We start from the raw sequence: 18,067 nt of genomic DNA on the forward strand, positions 1-18,067 counted from the left end.
CCGCAAACTGCGGCGCTTAGTCTAGCGATTTATTAACAATTCTTAATCGACTTGCTTAATCGTTAAGCTTTAGTACCGCTAAGAAGGCTTCTTGTGGTACTTCAACGTTACCAACTTGCTTCATGCGTTTCTTACCTTCTTTCTGCTTGTTCAGTAGCTTCTTCTTACGTGAAACGTCACCACCATAACACTTGGCGGTTACGTCTTTACGCATAGCTTTAATCGATGAACGCGCAATAATCTGGCTACCAACGGCTGCTTGTACCGCAATATCAAACATCTGGCGTGGAATAAGCTCTTTCATCTTATTCACTAGCGCTAGACCTTTAGTACGGATCAAACCTTTATGGATAATCATAGCTAACGCGTCAACTCTGTCGCCGTTAATCAAGATATCCAAACGCACCATGTCAGCTGGCTCAAAACGGATAAAGTTATATTCTAGTGATGCATAACCACGACTGGTTGACTTTAGACGGTCAAAGAAGTCCATAACGACTTCAGCCATAGGCAGTTCGTAAGTCAATGCAACTTGGTTACCATGGTAAACCAAATTAGTTTGCACACCACGTTTTTCGATACATAAGGTGATCACGTTACCTAAATATTCTTTTGGAACCAGAATATTAGTTTCAACGATAGGCTCACGCATCTCTGCAATGTTATTCACCGCAGGCAGATCTGATGGGTTATCTACATAGATAATGTCACCATTAGTCTGAACAATTTCATACACTACGGTTGGCGCAGTAGTGATCAGCTCAAGGTTATATTCACGCTCTAGACGCTCTTGAATGATCTCCATGTGCAGCAGACCCAAGAAACCAATACGGAAACCAAAGCCTAGTGCAGACGAAGTTTCTGGCTCGAAAAACAAAGAAGCATCATTCAAGCTTAGTTTGTTTAGTGCATCACGGAAGTTTTCGTAATCATCGGTAGAGATTGGGAATACACCCGCATAAACCTGTGGTTTCACGCGCTTAAAGCCAGGTAATGGCTCAAGTGCACCATGCTTAGCGTGAGTTAAGGTGTCACCAACCGGTGCACCGTGGATCTCTTTAATACCCGCAATAACAAAGCCTACCTCACCGGTTTTTAGCTCTGCAGTATCGGTTTGCTTAGGTGTGAAAATACCTACGCGGTCAGCATTATGGGTTTGTCCAGTAGACATAACCTTAAACTTGTCGCCTTTTTTCAGTACGCCATTTTTAATACGTACTAAAGACACAACGCCTAAGTAGCTGTCGAACCAAGAATCGATAATTAGCGCCTGTAGCGGGCCTTCTGTATCGCCTTCTGGTGGTGGAATTTGATCCACAATCACTTCTAGCACATCTTTAATGCCGATACCGGTTTTAGCAGAACAGCGCACAGCGTCAGTTGCTTCGATACCTACGATGTCTTCAATCTCTTCAGCCACACGATCAGGGTCAGCCTGTGGTAAATCGATCTTGTTTAGAACTGGAACTACGTCCATATCCATTTCAAGTGCTGTATAACAGTTAGCAAGTGTTTGCGCTTCTACGCCTTGACCCGCATCAACTACCAACAATGCACCTTCACAAGCTGCTAGCGAGCGTGATACTTCGTATGAGAAGTCAACATGGCCTGGAGTATCAATGAAGTTTAACTGATAAGTTTCACCATCATTTGCTAGATAGTCCAGTGTTACGCTTTGTGCTTTAATCGTAATGCCGCGCTCACGCTCAATATCCATTGAGTCAAGAACTTGCGCAGCCATTTCACGATCGGTTAAGCCACCGCATTCTTGAATAAGGCGATCTGATAGTGTTGATTTGCCGTGGTCAATATGGGCAATAATTGAAAAGTTTCTAATATGCTTCATTATGCTGGGATGACTTAACTCGAAGTTGATAAAAATTTTAAAGTGCAGAATTGTACCCGATTGCAGCTTTAATACCAATTTTTATAATGTGAATAGCAGGGAAATAATCACGATAACGTCGCCATTATCGTTAATGAGCGATTTCGATTGGCTTCCCTAAAGATTTAATAATGATTGGTTGGGCATGTTCTTCTAATTTTTTAGCCGCTTTTTTTCCCATGGTCCAAAACAAAAATCCACCGAGTACGCCTGCTGATATAGCAAATAAATCAGGATGAACTTCTGCTAACTTGGCGGTTAAATTACCGATAAAGGCACCAATAAAAAAACCAAATAACGGCAAGATATACACCAAGGTTGCCGCTTTTAAGATAACGCTTTCAGGCAAACCTAATTTTAGCCGCTCACCCTTAGCGTATTGTTGCTCACTTTGAATTGAAAAACGCTGCACCTTTGGCGAAAACGCTTTTGATACAGCAGAAGTACCGCAAGACTCACTAGTTTCACAGTGATTACAGGCACTTTTCATTTCAACTTCAACGACAACCCAACCAGAGTTGCCATTAGCGACAACTCTAGCGACTTCTTCCATCATGATAAAACCCTATTATTGCAACATGATGCTCTTAGCGATGCGGCTTAGTGTTTCTGCTGGCACTTTACCCACAGCAACCACCTCAGCATTGCCAACGCGCTCTGTTGCTAAAGATAAGCCATTTCTGGTCACTAGCTCTTCAGGAAGCGGTGCTTCCCCAGCCTTTGCAACATAAACAGAAATATTAGCTAAGCCATCACTAATAGCAATATATTCAACCGCTTCTTTACTGCCTATCAGCCTATGCTGATCTTTAATGAGTACTTTAAAGCCTGCAGGCAGCCAGCTAAATTGCCAATCTTCACCACTATCTCGGTCTGATTGTGACATTACCGCTGGCCATTCTTGCTTATAGGCTTCTTTTAAAATAGCAGGGACTTCATCAAGTACCAGCAATTCAACCACCAACAACTGCTCAAGCAACTGCTTGTCGACACTTATCATATCGAAACGCAGTGGCAAGTATGTATCCATATCCAACCACACTTGGTAACCATAACGATTGGTGTCAGTTGGAATAATGCGAACAAGTTGCCCTGGACGACCTGCAATACGACTGCGGCCACCAAGTACAAACTGATAGCCTTCTTCCAGCTTAGACACATCATCAGCTAACGCAGCAGGGATAACTCCTTGAATGCGGCTAGAATGAACGCTATAAGCGGGTTGATCATGTTCGATAAAAGTCACTGTATTGCCAACTCTTACTGCATTTTTAGGCGGACCATTAAGGTGCTCTAAAAACGCAACCTCTTGATCATTCACTTTACCGTGGATATAAACCAATGGGCGAATATGATCAGATTGCAGTTGGATTAGGGAAATTTTAAATTCTTGTTCTCGCAGGGCTTGGCTCATATTTTCTAGCCAAGCTTTGGCGGGCATGTCTTCCCGCGCCATCGCGGGAAAACTCATGGCTAAAATAGCCAACAGGATTAGACGCAAGCTAACTCCTCATTATTGAGCAACAGGTGTAGTATCGACCTCGCTATTGTCGTCGATATTCACTCCATTATTCAATCTTTGTTGCAACATATGATCTTGAATATAAGCATTTATACGGCGACGTTGGTCAGCGACTTGATCATTTGTATAACTTTGGTTTTGCTGTACTGCGCCAGTTTGCAGGCTAACAGGTGAGGCACTACCAATTAATGGTCGAGTATTTAGTACTGGTAAAGGTGAACTTTCAACCAAGGTTTCTTGATTGTAGTTTTGCACACCGACTACAGCAACTAAAGCGACTGATGCAGCAATTGCGTATTGGCCGAATTGCTTAAACAGTGGAATAACCTTACCACTTGATTTGCGAACAGGTTGACTCACATCTGCCGCAGGCTGAGGCGCTACAATTGCAGGTTCGTCTTCAATCGCAGCCATAATGCTGGCACTAAGGTCCAAAGACATTGTCTTTGGTAACTCACCGCGCATGGCATCACCAATCATATGATAATCACGCCACTGCTCATGTGAATCTGCGTCAGCCGCTAATTCAGCTAACGTGTGCTCATCAATTTCACCATCGACGGCAGCAGATACCCATTCCTGACCTAACTTATCCATTATTCACCTATCTTTATTTAAGATGCTAACGTTCTAGCAACGGCTTAAGCTTTTTATCGATTGCTTCTCGAGCGCGGAAGATGCGTGATCTAACCGTACCGACGGGGCAATCCATGACATTGGCAATCTCTTCATAACTCATACCATCAAGTTCGCGAAGCGAGATAGCCATCTTCAATTCTTCTGGCAACGTGTCTAAGGTGTCAAAAACAACCTTTTGAATTTCATCAGACAGTACTAAACGCTCTGGGGAGGCAAACTCCTTTAGCGCATCACTGCCATCATAATATTCAGCTTCTTCAGCATCGACATCATTCGCTGGGGCACGGCGGCCCTGAGCAACCAGATGGTTCTTTGCAGTATTGACTGCTATTCGGTACAGCCAAGTATAAAACGCACTTTCACCTCTGAAGTTTGGTAGCGCTCGGTAAGCCTTAATAAATGCTTCCTGAGCAACATCTGCAACGTCTGCCTGATTTCGTACGTAACGAGATATCAGACTGGCGACCTTGTTTTGATATTTCTGTACCAAAAGGTTAAAAGCGTTTTTGTCTCCACGCTGTACGCGCTCAACTAACTGTTGATCACTTATTTGTCCACTCATCCGAGCCGACTACTCCTAAATCTAATACTGATTTCTCAGCCGCTCGAATCATATTCACTTATGTAGACTAGCGAGTTTCAAAAAAGTTCTAAAAAATTTGCAAAGATCGTAAATTCTTTTACCTAGGCTTTGATTTATTTATATGCGACCTATGAAAGTATCCATAATCAGCGTCATGGTTTAACATAGTCGGACTCCCTGATAACTCTATGATACCTGATGAAACAAGTAGTTGAACACCAATCTGATGTTTTGGTTATCGGCAGTGGTGCTGCCGGTCTCACTTTAGCTTTGCATCTTGCTGAAAAATCAAAAGTTATTCTGCTTTCAAAAGGGCCTCTTAGCGAAGGCTCTACCTATTATGCTCAAGGCGGAATTGCCTCTGTCTTTGATGAAGAAGACACTATTGAGTCTCATGTTGCCGACACCTTAGTTGCTGGCGCAGGGCTGTGTGATGAGCCAGTGGTTAAATTTACCGCAGAAAATGCTAAAGCCGCAATGCAATGGCTTATCACCTGTGGCGTTGCTTTTGATAAAGAAGAAATTCCCGCGGGTAGCACTGCTGAAGCACCTTATCACTTAACCCGTGAAGGGGGACATAGTCACCGCCGTATTTTGCACGCTGCTGATGCAACAGGCAAAGAAGTACAAGTGACTTTGCAAGACCGAGCGAGAAATCATCCTAACATTACTGTGCTTGAGCGCTATAACGCTATTGATTTAATTACCACTCGTAAATTAAACAGACCTGGTAACCGCGTTCAAGGGGCTTATATTTGGAACCGCGACGCAGAGCATGTTGAAACCGTTAAAGCCCGTTTTGTTGCATTAGCCACTGGCGGCAGCTCTAAGGTTTACCAGTATACATCTAACCCTGATATTGCCTCTGGTGATGGTATTGCAATGGCGTGGCGTTCAGGTTGCCGTGTGGCCAATATGGAGTTTAATCAATTCCACCCAACTTGCTTGTATCATGCTGATGCACGTAACTTCCTGCTCACTGAAGCACTCAGAGGTGAAGGCGCTTATTTACGTCGCCCTGATGGCACTCGCTTTATGCCTGAATTTGACGAACGTGCCGAACTTGCCCCACGTGATATCGTTGCTCGCGCAATCGATTATGAAATGAAGCGCCTAGGCTCTGACTGTGTCTATTTAGATATTACTCATAAGCCAGCTGACTTCATTATTAAACACTTCCCTACTATTCATAAGCGTTGTTTAGAGCTAGGTATTGATATCACTACTGACCCAATTCCAGTGGTGCCAGCGGCTCATTATACCTGTGGCGGTGTGATGACAGATCTGCACGGCCAAACTGACCTTAATGGCTTATATGCTATTGGTGAAGTTGCCTATACAGGTCTGCATGGTGCAAATCGCTTAGCCAGCAACTCGCTGCTAGAGTGTTTAGTGTTTGCTCGCGCTGCAGCGGAAGATATTGAAAGTCAGCTGAATAAAATTCCAATGCCAGGCACATTACCTGCTTGGGATGAAAGCCAAGTGTCGAACTCAGATGAAGAAGTTGTCATTGCCCATAACTGGCATGAACTGCGCCTCTTTATGTGGGATTATGTAGGTATTGTTCGTTCTGATAAGCGTCTTGAACGTGCCCTTCGCCGCTGCGCGATGCTACAGCAAGAGATCCAAGAGTATTACAGTAACTTTAGAGTGAGTAATAACTTACTTGAGTTACGTAACTTAGTACAAGTGGCAGAACTCATCATACGTTGTGCAATGGAGCGTAAAGAAAGCCGCGGCTTGCACTACAATATTGATCACCCGCATAAAGATGAATCGCCAAAGCCAACTATCTTACAGCCAGATTAATCTTTCTAATTAGTCAGCTTCGCGCTTGAACACCGAGCTGTAATAGACGACATAAATTACGATAATTTGTGTCGTCTAACATATCCGCCCAAATCACTAATCTCTTCGTTTCATTCTGCAACTGAATATCAAACACAACCGCTAAAGGCGTTATAAACGGCTTGTTAATAACAACAAAATTACCCTGCGACTCAAGCTTACCGGTTCCGTCACTGCACATTACAAACCTGCAGTGCCAAGTTTTTAGGCGTAGAAATTGCCAAATAAAAAAGCAAACACAAGCGCCAATAAGTAGGTATTTAATCGTAAGGTAAACAGGGTTTTCTAGGTAGGGCCAAACAGCGATGGAGCTTAAACATATCGCACTAATGATGGCCAGCGATAATCGCTGACCATGGGAGGACTGGAGAGCGAAACTATGCTGCTGGACGTCCACGAACTCGGATAATCATTTCAGCAAAGTCAGGGTTTTCACAAACTTCGTGGCCCATAAACCAAGCAAATAATTCAGGATCTTCGCACTCAAGTAAGCTCACAAATGTTGCTTTATCTTTTATCGACATCGACTCATATTGCTCTTCAACAAAAGGTTGAAACAATACGTCTAACTCAAGCATACCTCGGCGGCACGCCCACTTAACTCTTGGTAACTTCATCGGTTCTTGGCTTGATTCAGACACTGTTGATTGGGACACTGCGAACGCTCCAAATTTATACTTTATTATAGTCGGCTTAGTGTATCAGCTGCTCAGTCTTTATGTCGATATTGATAAGCTCAGCGCTTAAAATTAGCTTGCTACAATCTATCTAAAGCTTGTTAAGACTTAATGCTGAAGTTTAAGCTTAAAGCTGCTGCACCGTTAAATCATTTCCAGCAAAAAGCTCGCTAAAGTCAGTCTCTAGTAGTCGTTTAACAGCTGGATGCTGGATCATTCTTTCAGCAAACATCACATGATAAACCTCTTTCACCTCTGAGGTTTCTCCTAGCAGTGTCATGCCGTGAGCCAAAATATCTTGCTTATAGATTGATGGTGCAACAAAAATACCTTGTTTGAAGAAACCAAAAGACTTCATCATCGCCGCATCGTCAAACTCACCAAGAATACTCACATTCAGCGCTTTTTCATCAAACCAGCGAGCTAATTGCTGCCCTAAAGAACTACGTCTGCCAGGGATCAACAACTTACCCTGCTCTAAACATTGTGGAAATGGCTTTGAATAGGTTTCAGCCGAGAAGAACGCAATTCCCGATTCACCTAACTGTTTTGACAAAATCTCCGGATACTTAAGACTCTCACCAGCACAGTCAGACAAAATCATATCCAGTTTATGCTCACGTAATCGAGTCATTAAGTCTTCGTGAGTCGACTCATAACAGGCAAGGTGCATTGAGCCATCACTAGGCACGACCGTGAGTAACACTCGACTGGTTAAGGCTTTTGATAAGGCCGCAGCAATTCCAACCTCAAATAAGATGTTTTCATCTTTTTGATAGTTAAGTAAGTCGAGCATTTCATAGCTTAGGCTAAACATCTTGTCAGCATAACGAAATACCAGCTCACCAAGCTCGGTTGGCTCTAGTGAACGACCTACACGCTTAAACAAGCTGCCTTTTAAACTCGATTCGAGTACACGGATCTGCCCGGTTACTGTTTGCGGAGTCAAACACAGAGCTTCAGCTGCTTTAGCAACAGTGCCTTTCTTTTGGATCATCCAAAAGTAATAAAGGTGGTTATAATTAAGGTTAGCCATGGTAAACACTACTGTTTTATAAACAAAAAAAGAGGCAACTTAAATAGTTGCCTCATTAATCTACTTAATCTTACTTAAGACGCTGACAGTCTAATAAACCCGACATCGCTGTAGTTAAGTCATCTGTAGTTTTGATTTCGTTAGCAGAAAACGCTTCTGATAACCCAGATACTAATGCATCTCTGTTTGGTAAGTTATCTTGGCAAAAAGTTCTGTTGGCTTCTTGAAAACGCTTACCGCCGCGATACTTAAGAGCGCGTGACTCATAGCCATCGCTTTCTAGTCGTTGGCCTACAGCAGCACCTTTATACATTAGCGCACCATCAACAACACCTTCGAGATAGTTTTGGCATTCGACACTGTTGATGTCTTGATTACAGAGTTCAATTTGCTTTGCTGAGGCCATAGAGGTAAAGCCTAGACCTACAACTAATGCTAATAATCCTATTCTCATGCTTTCTCTCCTTTCTCAGGTAGCACCTTAGACAACCAGAAATAACCTATGGTTGCTGATGCTAGTGATCCTAATAAAATCCCTAATCTTGCGTAATCACCATACATCTGGCTTTCACCAGTAAAGGCAAGTGACGAGATGAACATTGACATAGTAAAACCAATACCACACATCACTGCGACTGGGGTGATATGTCTCCAGCCCATGCCATCAGGCAATACAGCGAGCTTTAGTTTCACAGCAATGAAGCTAAACAACATAATACCAAGTGGCTTACCTAGCAGTAGTCCTAATGCAATACCCATAGGTACTGGCGATAATAGTGAGCTCAGACTCATGCCACTTAAATCTACACCTGCGTTTGCAAAAGCAAAGATTGGCAGAATAATAAATGTGCTCCACGGGTGTAAGCTATGCTCTAAGCTCTCCGATGGCGACGAACCATCTTTTGCCCTAAGTGGAATACAGAATGCGATAATCACACCGGCTAACGTTGCATGCACACCAGACTTAAGTACAGCTATCCACAAGATAAGACCCACTACACCGTATGGTCCTAACGCGGTCACTCCTTTTAAGTTCAGCCCTATCAAACCTAAAATAGCAACGGCTGCAACAATTAAACTAATTGTCGAAAGATCGGTACTGTAGAAAAGTGCAATAATCACAACAACACCAAGGTCATCGATAATTGCCAACGCTAACAAAAATACTTTTAGTGCAACCGGTACTCGGCTACCCAACAACGCCATAATACCGAGCGCAAACGCAATATCAGTAGCTGCTGGAATAGCCCAGCCGACTTGGGTAATAGGGTCTGAATAGTTAAACGCCAAATAAACCGCAGCAGGGAAAACCATACCGCCAATTGCAGCAAATGTTGGTAAAGATGCCTGAGCACGGCTCGATAATGCACCTTCTAACAATTCACGCTTAACTTCTAGGCCAATGAGCATAAAGAAGATTGCCATCAAGCCGTCGTTAATCCAATGGATTAAGGTTTTATCAATATCTAAGCTACCGACACGTACTTGCATTTCTGTTTCAAGAAACCCTTGGTACATACCCGATAAAGGTGAGTTTGCAAAAATCATTGCGATCACGACAGATACCATCAATAAGATGCCACCTGCCGATTCTTGGCTTAGAAAGTTTCTAATTGCCCGTTCCATTAATACACTCCATAAAATCTCAATACTTCGAGTGTAGCTGAATACAATTAACCTGAATAATCGTTTGCGTCAGCTATAAACCTCGGAATAACCGAAGTATTGAATTTAGTCCTAGTATGAATAAATATCAAACATCGGTAGAATAATCACGCTTTATAAATCCACAATAGCAATAAAGTGTTGGAGATCACACTTTTTTGGGAAGTAAAACGGTGGTCTATATTATTCGCCTGCTTTTCACACAAAATATCAATTCATAAAACAATCTTTTGACGACTCGAAAATATCGAGCAATTGCTCAAAATTGCAGCACACAAAAACTTAAAGCAGCCTTAACCCAAGCTTAAACCACTAAGATATAGACTAATTTTCAGCAGGAAGGTTTGCTTGGAATAAAAATGGCGTGACAAATCACTCAAAATCGCGTTAATGATTTGTTAAAGTGAAAAACTCGCCGTTAAGCGAGTTTATCAGAGTGTTCAGCTAGGAAAACTACACCGAAAATGGATAACTAATCGCGTCATGATGCTCATAACCGACCACTTCAAAGTCATCCATCGTGACCCAAGTTTCTAGGTCTTCAAGAGACTTAATATTTGGATTGATGACTAATTTTGGTGATGCAAATGGTTCTCTCGTTAACTGAACGTTCTGCATCAGCTCCAGCTGATCTTCATAAATGTGTGCATTCACAATTTTATGAAAAGCAGTACCCGCTTTCAAACCTGTGATCTGCGCCATCAATGCCAGTAAGGTAAATACCTGAACCTGATTAAAGTTAAGCCCTAATAGCTTTAAACCCCCAACTTAATGCACAACCCACCTATATTACTTACTCACAAAACATATCACCCACTATGCAAAATTAAGTATGCATAGTGATGAATAAAACTTAAGAAGATCGCTGCATATATTTTAGGGAGGGGAACAGAAGAGAGGAGTTACTCCTCAAAACAGCAATTAGCCTACAAACAAAAAGTAGAAGCGATCTATAGAGCTGTACTTATCGAGTGTGGTGCCTTTTAAAATAGTTAGTTTGCGAAAGACATTAAAGCTCATCTCTTTTAACTAGCGCAGTGCTCGTTAGCGTTTATTAAACTCCCCCACGAAACTATAAAAATAATTTGCTAGCCCAATACGGAACTCACGCGTTGAATTGGCAGCATTCTTAAATAATCGACCATTTGAGTCTAGTGCCATAACTTCACAATTATACCAATGAACAGCTTTCTTACTATAGTCTAGCTTTCCGAGGATCAAACCAGCACTGGTAACATCTTCGATAGTAGCGCCATCGGCAACTAATCGATTCACAACTAGGGCTATAGCTTGCCAAATTTGGGCGGATAACCGGAAACCAGTTCTAGCATGCTTATTATCTTGCCTAAGTGGCATAAGCCATGCGGTGAGAAAAGACTCAACAAAATCAAAGTAGCCCTCAGAAAGTACTTCCGATACATTTTTTCCCGATGCTACAGTGACGTCATCAGACATCTTACAAGTTTCTTGAATATGCGCGCCAGCAACAGCCCCAACAAGGAACTTAAACAATATGTACTCTGTAGTCAGGTAGCTTTCTGACACTTTTACATGCTTAGATTTATTAGATAAACCACCAAAGTCTTCTAGTCGTAAACTTTTTGAAACTCTTATTACTGAGGGCTTCAATGGGAATGAATCGTTAGATTTGGAGAATTGAGTCAGATGCATACCAGAATGCTGTCGATTGAACTTAAAGAATAACTCTCTAACTTGTTCCTCATTTATACCGCTCTCATCATCAAAAATGATAGTTAGTACGACATTTTGCACTGCTAACATCTGCCGGAACGCACTGCTTTTTTTCACATCAACAGAATTCAATCTAGATGAAAAAAGTGGAGTCCTCAACCCTAGGGATTTTAAAACCGCAGTAAGAATTAGGATCTCTCCGAGAATAAAACTCGATGACCGTTCATACGTTACCATCGCTGTATCACCATTTATAGAAAGTGCAGGCCGCCCCTCCAAAACAACTGTTAACGCAATCGGCGCACCGACTACACCATGAGACAGCTCAGCCTCCAAGTCATTTTGTATCTCGCACACTCTTCTTAAATTAGTTTTATTTTTTGCTGCATCAAATACGACCTCCAATTGAGGATATATACGATCAGAAAAAAAATAATTTTCAAGCTCAACGGTAGGTAGGCAAGTCACTAAACCCTTTACAGTTTTACCAGTACTAGTAATCAATCGACCTGCTAAATTTAACTTGGACAAACTCTATCTCGCATCAATTACACCATCTTTTCCCATAGTCTAATTGAAAAAAACAACTTGATCAGACATTGCGTCTGATCAATCATTAAGGCATGAATGCGCAAATCGCACTCTAAGATAAGACTATTCAGATATTAATACAGATTGCTTTGGTAACTCAGATGAACGATGCAGATGAACGTAAACAACAAGATGAAATTGGCAATAACTCTTTAGCTAACTCAGTAAGTAGTTGTTTAGTTGAGAAATATGAAAACAATGAATGCTCTAGTTATTTAGCCAGCTCTAAAACACTTGTTGATACGTCGAGTGAAATTCTTTCAGCACAAAAGGTTTATGAAATATTTAAGGAAAAATCTAAGTATTACGCAGGCATTAAACTAGTAAGTACGAGCCTCAAACATATAGAGGTTTTTATTAGACCTGAATTAGCAAGAGATATGTTGCAGTTTTCACAGCGCGGGGCAGTAAATAAGAACAACAAAAACAGAAAACTAAGTAGAATCAAAGTCAATAAATATGCAGAAGCCATGAAAAATGGCAAATGGTGCCTAACAGGAGAGCCAATAATCATCTCGGATGATGGAGAGATCCTCAACGGGCATCATAGATTACAAGCGTGCCTAGAGGCATGGGCAGGATTCATTGCAACCATAACATATGGCGTCACAGATGATTTATCTTTTGCACATATCGATGTGGGCAACATGCGCTCTAGAGCACAAGTATTGGAAATGTCAGGTGTAAAGGTTAGCGCTCCAATTCTTTCTCGTGTCGCTATGTTGGCGAAAGCCTTTGATATGACAAAAAATAAATTCGATTTTAGAGCGACTCAGGGAACAGCTTTCCAACCAGCAGAGATTTTAAGTTATGTCGAAGATCATAAGGAATTAGCGTTATCAGTAGATTTCGCGACCACTATTGTTAAGCGACATAAATTAGAAAGCCAAATATCTGAGCCTATTTACGCGTTTGCTCATTATTTGATAACGCAAAAGTTAAAAGAGTGCACATTTAACGAACTTCCAATAACACCAGAAACGTATCTAACCAGAGTAATATCTGGCTTAGGCTTAAACTCTGAAGACGATGTTGAATATCAAGTTCGAAACTATTTACAATCACTTGTACGCGAATCAACATCTTACGCTTTACTGTGCAAGTTATCAGCTATCTTCAAAGGCTGGAATATTCACTTAAATATTCCTGTTACTGGCAATAAAGTTAGCGTGAAACGAGTAGCTCAATACAAAAAAGACGCTGAGGGCAACAAACTTCCATTACCTTCAGCTGGTAATATTAACGAGGCGTTTACAGTACCTTGCGTGCCAAAAGGATTAACGCCTAAACGCATTCTCAAGCAAAGTAATATCCTGATAAAAAACTAATAAATCATATAAAAAGGCAAGGTATCAAACCTTGCCTTTCACTCTATTTAAGCTGCATACCAACCATCGGCCAGAACTTCTGCTTGTTCAAGCACTAACTTAATCGCAGCTTCTGCGGCGTCAGGTGGATACTTCCAGCGGCGCAGCAGACGACGAACTAAATTACGCATGCGTGCTCGAACGCTATCACGCTTTTGCCAGTCTACCGTAGCTGACTTACGCAGTTGTTGAGTTAACTCGATAGCTAAACCACGCAAACTATCATCACCCAGTTCTCGCACTGAAGCTTCGTTCATAACCAATGCTCGATAAAAAGCAATTTCATCAGGAGATAGATTTAGACCTTCAGCCATCTCAGCATCAGCAGCCATCTCTTTCGCCCATTTAATTAGCTCTTCAATAACCTGAGCAGTTTCAATACTGCGATTATGATACTTTTGCAGTGTTGTCATGATGCGCTCAGAATACTTCTTCTCCTGCACCACATCATTCTTCATCCGCGCTTTCACCTCATCACGCAGCAACTTCTCTAGTAACTCAACGGCAAGGTTCTTCTCTTTCATGTTCTTCACATCTTCCAAGAACTCCTCAGAGAGTAAACCAATATTAGGTTTATCTAACCCCACCATATTAAAGATGTCATCAACACCATCAGCAATAATTGCGTTATCTAATATCTGCTTTAATGCTGTGTTACGTTCTTCATCACTGCGTTTTTTATCAACTGTTGAGTGTTTAATAAAAGCGGTTTTAATCGCAGAGTAGAAGGCTATTTCGTTTTTATAACCTTGGGTCTCATCCATGGTATTGCATAGAGAAAACGCTTTAGTCATCGCCGCCATTACATCCAAGAAGCGCCGTTTACCATCTCGTACCTCTTCACCTTTACTATTGCGATGAGATAAACCTGATAAATGGTTTACTGCCCCAGGCAACAGACGCAATGCATTCGTTTCAAACTCAGGTCGGTAGTTAAATACGGCACCATCAACTGGCGTGGCAAACATACCTCTCACAATATCAATTTTTTCCATTAATACGGAGAATGCTTCAGCAGTATCGACAGTTGGTTGCCCTTTACCTTGGCTATTGGTATAGGTTTTAAGAGCATTTTTTAGCTCATTGGCAATACCGATATAATCAACCACTAAACCGCCCGGCTTATCTTTAAACACACGATTTACGCGTGCAATAGCCTGCATCAAATTGTGCCCCTTCATCGGCTTATCGATATACATGGTATGACAACATGGCGCATCGAAGCCTGTTAGCCACATATCACGCACAATCACCAATTGAAGTTCGTCTTGGGTATCTTTATAGCGTTTTTCAAACAGCTTTTTGGTCTTCTTATCATGAATATGAGGCTGCATCTTCTCTTTGTCAGAGGCGCTGCCCGTCATCACAATTTTGATTGCGCCTTTATCGGGATCGGGGTGATGCCATTCAGGCTTTATTGCGACAATAGCATTGTAAAGATCGACACAGATCTCACGGCTCATCGCTACAATCATGGCTTTGCCGGGAAACGTCTCGCTGCGAGTGCAAAAATGGTTCACCAAATCGAGAGCGACTTGCTGAATACGAGGCTCAGCACCAACGAGCTTTTCTAGTGTTGCCCATTGTGATTTGATTTGTTCACGGCTAGCTGTCTCTTCGTCCTCACCGATTTCATCTTCGACTTGGTCGTTAAGCTCCTCAATCTCAGCTTGATTGATATCAAGCTTAGCTAAACGAGATTCATAGTAGATTGGTACTGTGGCACCATCATCTACCGCATCTTGAATATCATAGACAGAGACATACTCGCCAAAAACGCCACGTGTATCTTTATCATCCATGGCAATTGGGGTGCCTGTGAAGCCAATGAATGAAGCATTAGGTAAAGCATCGCGCATGTATTTTGAGTAACCAAATACATACTTAGAGCCTGTCACATTGCCGTTGGCATCCTTAACCTCAACTAACTTCGATTTATTACCATATTGGCTCCGGTGCGCTTCGTCAGACACCACTACAATGTTGGCACGCGTTGACAGGATAGGATGCTCAATTTCATCGTCTAATAATGCAAACTTTTGAATGGTGGTAAAAATGATCCCACCCGATTGACGATTTAACAGTAATTGACGCAACAAATCTCGACCATCTGCCTGTTGTGGGATCTGCTTTAAAGTCTCTTGCGCCATACCAAAAGTATTGTAAAGCTGACCATCAAGATCATTACGGTCTGTCACCACCACAATAGTTGGATTATTCATTGCAGGCTGTTGCAGCAGCTTACTGGCGTAGCACACCATCGAGATACTCTTACCACTGCCTTGAGTATGCCAAACCACTCCAGCCTTTCCGCTACCCGCTTTAATCTTATCTAAGCCTTTTGTCGCTTGTACCTGATATTTGCCTATACTCTCAGCAACCATAGGTAAATCGCTATCTGCTTGTTTAGCTTTAACGGTCGCTTCTACCGCAGCACGTACAGCATGAAACTGGTGATAGCCAGCTATCTTCTTAATGATGTTGTCATTATCAATCTCAAAGAGAATAAAGTAACGAATATAATCAAGTAGCAAATCTGGTTTGAAGAAACCACGCACCATGGTTTCTAGTTGAAACTCCAGTAAGGGTTTGTCGTCTTCGCCAGTTACTGTTTTCCATGGTAGGAAACGCTCTTTATTCGCCGTCAATGAGCCAACACGGGCAGTCCAACCGTCGCTTACAATCAATGCTTCATTGAAAACAAATAGATCAGAGATTTCATCTTTATAGGTTTGCAGTTGGTTGTACGCATTCCAGATATCGGCATGATCATCGGCGGGATTTTTTAGTTCGATAACTGCAATCGGCAAGCCATTGATAAACACCACCACATCAGGGCGACGGTTGCCCTTTTTACCTGTAATGGTGAACTGATTAACAACAAGAAACTCGTTATTATCTGGATTAGTAAAATCCATCAAGCGAGCATGAGTGTGCTTGGTTTTAGTTTCCCCATCTTCATACACACTATATTCAACGGGTACGCCTTCAATTAAGTGCTTATGGAAGGCTCGATTGCTCTTAATCAGTACAGGTGTATCAGGTGTACTCACTGTATTCACCACCACGTTCAAACTCTCTTGTGGCAGTTCAGGGTTCAACACTTCCAAGCGTTCAAGTAAACGCTGTTTCAACACCACCTGATGGTAATCATCACGCTCAGGAGAATCACCATCAGGGGCGATGTCATAACCGTTTTTATAAAGGTAGCCTTGACTAGTAAACCAATCAAGGCATTGTTGTTCTAGTTGGTCTTCAGTAATCATTCTCCGCCCTCATCGCTCTTACAGGCTTCCCTATCAACCTCTTCACTTTTATCAGCAGCCATTTTGATCAAGTTCTCTGCCGCATCATTTAAATAGTCATCTGGGAATTTCTGTTTTCTCAAAGCCCTACGTACAACATTTCTGAGTCGAGCTAAAATTGATTCTTTTTTATACCAATCAACACCCGCCTTTTCATTTATAAAGGAGAGTAATTCATCAACGACATACATTAAATCCTTTGGAATAACACTTTTATCAATAGACTCATGAATAATTAGTGCATCCAGCAAAGCACCTTTTACATTTGCCTTATCCAAGCGATGTTTTTTATTGCTTTCTGATTTTTCAGCTGGTTGTTCTTCAGATTCAGTAGATATAAGCGAATTTGCAGGTTCTGAGTACAATAAATGCTTCGAGGCTCCCAATATGGCGTCTCGAATTAAGTCATTACAATAGCCTGATGCGCCAATTAGGTCAGGAAATAAACTGGCATGATGAATATTCATTTTTCGAAGTTTTTTCAAACAAGCCTGTCTAGTGTCTGGCTTATTTGGAATGTGTATTCTGCAAATATATTTTGCTACTTCCGTAACATCATCTATATCCACACCAGAGTCAGCTAAATGCTTCTCAAGCGATGACTCCAAAATCTCACCATAAGGCGCAAAACTAAATAAGCCAGCTTGGTTAACTAAGCGCCCATGGTCATCAATGGAAGGTTCGACAATTTGCAATTGCTCGCCAGCTTGGGTAACGTCTTCGCCATCTATCAGATCTTGAATGAATGACTTGTTTAAAATGAATACGGTTCGGCTATAATTGTTAAGTTCCCCAGTGTCACCATCGAGCCATGTAGGATCATCTGCGCCTTCAAAAGCAAAAAACAATGCAACATACGGGGACAAACTCCAGTCTAAAAGCGGAGTTGCCAATCCATGATGCTGCCCGAGTGCCCAAAGCTCCGTGTCGCTGTTTAAAACACTTTTATCTTGTAGTCGACCACGTGTCGAAAGCTTAAAATTTCTCAGTTGCTTTGTGGCAATATCTTCTGTTACTGCTCCTTGCACCAGTCGATCTAATGTAGGCTCTAGTTGCCACTTGTAGTGCTTCTGCCCGCGGAATACATAATTACCTTCATGGTCGTTATCGCAATAAAAACGGACAACACGATCATAGTCTTCCCACGACTCAATTCGGGCAGAAGGTATAAGACCGTCAACCGTTTTATCAAAAATATCAAACTCTGGCCACATAGGCAGGTTAAGATAATATTTCTTCTCGACAGAACCAGACATA

At 41.9% G+C, this 18,067-nt stretch carries 15 protein-coding genes and 1 pseudogene; 2 read left to right on the forward strand and 14 right to left on the reverse strand.

Annotated features, from left to right (window positions below):
• Positions 1-55: 55 nt before the first annotated feature.
• From lepA to rpoE, 5 genes are all read right to left on the reverse strand, one after another.
• Positions 56-1,846 (reverse strand): translation elongation factor 4, encoded by a 1,791-nt coding sequence (gene lepA, locus MSG37_RS02130; protein WP_248468909.1) that lies wholly within the window; start codon positions 1,844-1,846, stop codon positions 56-58.
• Positions 1,847-1,976: 130 nt separating this feature from the next.
• Positions 1,977-2,441, reverse strand: coding sequence for a SoxR reducing system RseC family protein (locus MSG37_RS02135; RefSeq protein ID WP_248468910.1), 465 nt, complete (start codon positions 2,439-2,441; stop codon positions 1,977-1,979).
• 12 nt (positions 2,442-2,453) lie between these two features.
• On the reverse strand, positions 2,454-3,386 hold the full coding sequence (locus MSG37_RS02140; protein WP_248468911.1) for a MucB/RseB C-terminal domain-containing protein: 933 nt from the start codon (positions 3,384-3,386) through the stop codon (positions 2,454-2,456).
• Positions 3,387-3,398: 12 nt separating this feature from the next.
• Positions 3,399-4,004, reverse strand: a complete 606-nt coding sequence (locus MSG37_RS02145) for an RseA family anti-sigma factor (RefSeq protein WP_248468912.1) — start codon at positions 4,002-4,004, stop codon at positions 3,399-3,401.
• A 25-nt stretch (positions 4,005-4,029) separates the two neighbouring features.
• The gene (rpoE, locus tag MSG37_RS02150) at positions 4,030-4,608 is read right to left on the reverse strand and encodes an RNA polymerase sigma factor RpoE (RefSeq protein WP_248468913.1); all 579 of its coding nucleotides are present in this window, start codon (positions 4,606-4,608) and stop codon (positions 4,030-4,032) included.
• A gap of 219 nt (positions 4,609-4,827) precedes the next feature.
• On the opposite strand from rpoE, the gene nadB reads away from it, so the two are divergent.
• Complete coding sequence (gene nadB / locus MSG37_RS02155; protein ID WP_248468914.1) at positions 4,828-6,438, forward strand: L-aspartate oxidase; 1,611 nt, start codon at positions 4,828-4,830, stop codon at positions 6,436-6,438.
• A 13-nt stretch (positions 6,439-6,451) separates the two neighbouring features.
• On the opposite strand, the gene MSG37_RS02160 is transcribed toward nadB, so the two are convergent.
• The 7 genes and pseudogenes from MSG37_RS02160 to MSG37_RS02190 form a co-directional block, all read right to left on the reverse strand.
• Positions 6,452-6,874: a protein YgfX gene (locus MSG37_RS02160; RefSeq protein WP_248468915.1), complete on the reverse strand. Its 423-nt coding sequence runs from the start codon at positions 6,872-6,874 to the stop codon at positions 6,452-6,454.
• The gene (locus tag MSG37_RS02165) at positions 6,855-7,094 is read right to left on the reverse strand and encodes a succinate dehydrogenase assembly factor 2 (protein WP_248469137.1); all 240 of its coding nucleotides are present in this window, start codon (positions 7,092-7,094) and stop codon (positions 6,855-6,857) included. Before MSG37_RS02165 ends, MSG37_RS02160 begins: the two co-directional genes overlap by 20 nt.
• A 187-nt stretch (positions 7,095-7,281) precedes the next feature.
• Positions 7,282-8,190, reverse strand: a complete 909-nt coding sequence (gene nhaR / locus MSG37_RS02170) for a transcriptional activator NhaR (RefSeq protein ID WP_248468916.1) — start codon at positions 8,188-8,190, stop codon at positions 7,282-7,284.
• A gap of 70 nt (positions 8,191-8,260) precedes the next feature.
• Entirely contained in the window at positions 8,261-8,644 is a 384-nt protein-coding gene (locus tag MSG37_RS02175) for a hypothetical protein (RefSeq protein WP_248468917.1), read from the reverse strand.
• Positions 8,641-9,816, reverse strand: coding sequence for a Na+/H+ antiporter NhaA (gene nhaA / locus MSG37_RS02180; protein WP_248468918.1), 1,176 nt, complete (start codon positions 9,814-9,816; stop codon positions 8,641-8,643). The genes MSG37_RS02175 and nhaA overlap by 4 nt, the downstream gene beginning before the upstream one ends.
• 492 nt (positions 9,817-10,308) lie before the next feature.
• Positions 10,309-10,605 (reverse strand): annotated as a pseudogene (locus MSG37_RS02185) (thymidylate synthase); the annotation flags it as partial.
• Between the two features lie 294 nt (positions 10,606-10,899).
• On the reverse strand, positions 10,900-12,078 hold the full coding sequence (locus tag MSG37_RS02190) for a hypothetical protein (protein WP_248468919.1): 1,179 nt from the start codon (positions 12,076-12,078) through the stop codon (positions 10,900-10,902).
• Positions 12,079-12,239: 161 nt separating this feature from the next.
• On the opposite strand from MSG37_RS02190, the gene MSG37_RS02195 reads away from it, so the two are divergent.
• Complete coding sequence (locus MSG37_RS02195) at positions 12,240-13,466, forward strand: chromosome partitioning protein ParB (RefSeq protein ID WP_248468920.1); 1,227 nt, start codon at positions 12,240-12,242, stop codon at positions 13,464-13,466.
• 47 nt (positions 13,467-13,513) lie between these two features.
• Here the strand turns inward: MSG37_RS02195 and MSG37_RS02200 are convergent, their stop codons facing one another.
• Both MSG37_RS02200 and MSG37_RS02205 read right to left on the reverse strand, forming a co-directional pair.
• Positions 13,514-16,771 carry a type I restriction endonuclease subunit R gene (locus MSG37_RS02200; RefSeq protein ID WP_248468921.1) on the reverse strand — a complete coding sequence of 1,086 codons (3,258 nt, stop codon included), beginning with the start codon at positions 16,769-16,771 and terminating at the stop codon, positions 13,514-13,516.
• Positions 16,768-18,066 carry an FRG domain-containing protein gene (locus tag MSG37_RS02205; RefSeq protein ID WP_248468922.1) on the reverse strand — a complete coding sequence of 433 codons (1,299 nt, stop codon included), beginning with the start codon at positions 18,064-18,066 and terminating at the stop codon, positions 16,768-16,770. The genes MSG37_RS02200 and MSG37_RS02205 overlap by 4 nt, the downstream gene beginning before the upstream one ends.
• Position 18,067 lies beyond the last annotated feature (1 nt).

It is taken from the genome of Shewanella sp. 1CM18E, assembly GCF_023161665.1.
Taxonomy (GTDB): Bacteria; Pseudomonadota; Gammaproteobacteria; order Enterobacterales; family Shewanellaceae; genus Shewanella.